Annotated in this window: 4 protein-coding genes; 2 read left to right on the forward strand and 2 right to left on the reverse strand. The window is 60.7% G+C overall.

Going from position 1 to position 2,706, the window contains the following annotated elements:
- Both EN884_RS32125 and EN884_RS32130 read right to left on the reverse strand, forming a co-directional pair.
- Window positions 1-999 (reverse strand): hypothetical protein (locus EN884_RS32125; RefSeq protein ID WP_128360975.1); only part of this gene is annotated, 999 nt, incomplete at its 3' end.
- A gap of 113 nt (window positions 1,000-1,112) precedes the next feature.
- Window positions 1,113-1,940, reverse strand: coding sequence for a cell envelope integrity EipB family protein (locus EN884_RS32130; RefSeq protein WP_063167963.1), 828 nt, complete (start codon window positions 1,938-1,940; stop codon window positions 1,113-1,115).
- Between the two features lie 138 nt (window positions 1,941-2,078).
- Between EN884_RS32130 and EN884_RS32135 the strand changes: the two genes are divergently transcribed.
- Together EN884_RS32135 and EN884_RS32140 are read left to right on the forward strand one after the other, a co-directional pair.
- Window positions 2,079-2,543 carry a RidA family protein gene (locus EN884_RS32135; protein WP_063167962.1) on the forward strand — a complete coding sequence of 155 codons (465 nt, stop codon included), beginning with the start codon at window positions 2,079-2,081 and terminating at the stop codon, window positions 2,541-2,543.
- A gap of 14 nt (window positions 2,544-2,557) precedes the next feature.
- The coding region (locus tag EN884_RS32140; protein WP_281034858.1) for a glycerophosphodiester phosphodiesterase family protein at window positions 2,558-2,706 on the forward strand (149 nt) is incomplete at its 3' end.

Below are 2,706 nucleotides of genomic sequence, written 5' to 3' on the forward strand. Positions count from 1 at the left end.
GGCCCAGGGTCCGACGCGTTGCAGCCTCTGAACCCTATCGACGAGCGCGCGGACCTGCCTTTGCCGTTCGGCATCGCCAGTGTTTTCGCGCTGCCAGCGGCGCGCCCGCCGCAGAATCTCGGTGATGTCGGTGACATCAATGTCGGCTGAGATGCTTTTGCCGAGCTGGCGGCTGAGCTCGGTGACCAAAACCCTCTGACGCTGGGCATAGGAAGCGCCTTGGTCGAACGGCATGCCGGTGGCAGCTTCATCGCGGGCCAGCAGTGTCGAATAGACATGGTGAATGCGCTGCGGCAGCGTGTCGGTCGCCTGGCGTTCTATTTTGAGGTTTTTCTCGACATAGGCGCATTCCTTCGCCAGTGCCGCTTCGACGTTGCCGGTGAAGGCAAGCTTCCAGACGACGGGCGCGATCCAGACCTTGAAATTGGGATCCGTGGCCCGACCGCGCTTGAGGGCCTCCAGTCCCATCTCGACGGCACCCGGCAGCAAAGGCGCAACGACATTGGCATGCCAGCCGACGCCGCCTTCGGGATGCAGCAGCACGCCATGGCCTTTCAAGGCCCAGGCGATCGAGTGTTCCTTCGCTGCCCCGCTGTTGCCGGGAATCTGGGCGATCAGATTGTTGGCCAGCCAGAACTTCTGCATCAGCCGGCCAAGGCCGTTGACGACACCATTGGTCGCCCATGAGGCCGTGAGCGGGCTGACCTGCGACACGATTTCCTTGTCGATCATCCAGTCGGTGAAGAACTCGGGATGATTGGGCGTGATGAAGGTCGCCTTCCCTGCCCCGCAACTGGCCTTCAGCCGCTCAAGATCGGCGTCGGGAAAGTCGATATGGCGGACATTTGAGACGCCGCGCAGACCGGCCAGGCGATTGAACGGCAACAGATCCCGAAACCCGGGAATGCCGCGCAGCATGACGATCCGGTTGACGGATGTCATGGCCCTGATCAGTGCCGGGTTGGGCCGCGGCGCGACGAACGTATCGATCCTGCTCAAGCTGATCCCCCTCGCGCCTGGACGCTGGAAGAGGTTGAGGGACGATTGCGGCACGTTCAAGTCGTTCGTTACGACCACGCCGTGCCGTGGCAAATCAGCTGCCTAGACAGGCACTATTTGGCGGGACAAGGTTTTGTCTGGTCGAACAGCGACAGGTTGACCAGCTTGCCGGTCATCGAGAAGTCGCCATAGTCCATGACGAGATCGCGGGTGATGCCGTTCTCATGCAGCTTGAAGCTGATACGGTATTCCGGAACCTCTTCGCCGGTCTTGTTGGTGTCGTCGAAATAGGCGATGTCGACCGGCCAGTATTTGTCGGTGGCGAGCTTTGCCAGTGCCGAAGCTTCCGGGTCGGCCTTGTCGGCATCGGTTTTCTTGCCGACAACGACGGTGGTGGTCATCACCTTGTTGGCGTCTTCGGAACCGTCGAACAGGTTGGTTTCGTAAAAATTCTCGCCTTTTTCGGCCTTGCCGATCAATTCGACCAAATGCTGGGTCGGGAATTGGGTTGTCGCCAGCTCGACGCTGTTCTTTTCGGGCTTGTCGATATCGACCTTCAGGCCCTTGGCCTCTTTCGTGGCTATGCCCTTGACCTCCTTGTCGAGGTTCTGGTCGGAAAAGGATTTCGTCACGAACGAAAAGGTCTTGCCTTCGGCGTCCTCGAAAGTTGTCGTCTGCTGGTCCGTCAGCTTCGTGCCGTCAGCGGTGACGATCTGGGTGACGAAGCGGAATTTCACCGTATAGCCTTCGCAGGCCGAGCCGTTGAACTCATAGACCATGCGGCCGGATATGCCCGTGATGCCGGACTGATCGGAAGCCTTTTTCAGGGTAAGATCGTAGACGGCGCGGTGGGCTTGCAGCGCCGGCGCTGCGAAGACAGGGCCTATCGAGAATATCCCCGACAACAGGACGGCATGGAATGCGAGGCGCGTTGCGCGCATGAGGTACTCCGATCGTCGCGACTGATGGCAGGCCGCAGGGAAAGATGGTCCAGCTTAAAAAAAGTCGTGGCGGAAGCGAGGCAAAAATAGCAATTTCGGCCCGGCCGGCGCGGCGTCACCAAGCAATAGGGAAATACCATGAGTGAAACAATCGAAAAGCGGCTAAGCGATCTGGGTGTGACGCTTCCCGTCGCCGCCGCGCCCGCCGCCAACTACGTGCCCTATTGCAGGACCGGCCATTTGCTGTTCACTGCCGGGCAATTGCCGCTTAAGGACGGCAAGCTGCAGGCGAGCGGGCTGTTGGGCCGCGATCTCGATACCGCAGGCGGCAAGGATGCGGCAAAATACTGCGCGATCAACATCCTGGCGCAGGCCAAGGCAGCACTCGGCGACCTCGAGAAGATCAGCCGCCTGGTGAAGATCACCGTTTTCGTCGCCTCGACACCCGAGTTCGTCGAGCAGCATCTGGTTGCCAACGGCGCCTCCGATTTCCTGGTCGCCGCCCTTGGCGAGCGCGGCAAGCATGCACGCTCCGCCGTCGGCACGGCCTGCCTGCCGCTTAATGCCGCAGTGGAAATCGAAGCCATCTTCGAAGTCGCATGAGCCAGGGTACAGATATGACCGAGCTATCCTGGCTGACCGCCCGGCCCGTTGCCCACCGCGGCTTCCACGACATGAACAAGACGCGCTGGGAAAACACGCTGTCGGCCTTTGCCGCAGCCGCCGAACGCGGCTACGCCATCGAATGCGACGTGCACCTGTCGTC

The organism is Mesorhizobium sp. M7A.F.Ca.AU.001.01.1.1 (assembly GCF_004022735.1).
In the GTDB taxonomy this organism is placed as follows: Bacteria; Pseudomonadota; Alphaproteobacteria; order Rhizobiales; family Rhizobiaceae; genus Mesorhizobium; species Mesorhizobium ciceri.

Coding starts and splice junctions, on each gene's coding strand:
- EN884_RS32135 (WP_063167962.1), top strand. CDS start 2,079: ATGAGTGAAACAATCGAAAAGCGGCTAAGCGATCTGGGTGTGACGCTT.
- EN884_RS32130 (WP_063167963.1), bottom strand. CDS start 1,940: ATGCGCGCAACGCGCCTCGCATTCCATGCCGTCCTGTTGTCGGGGATA.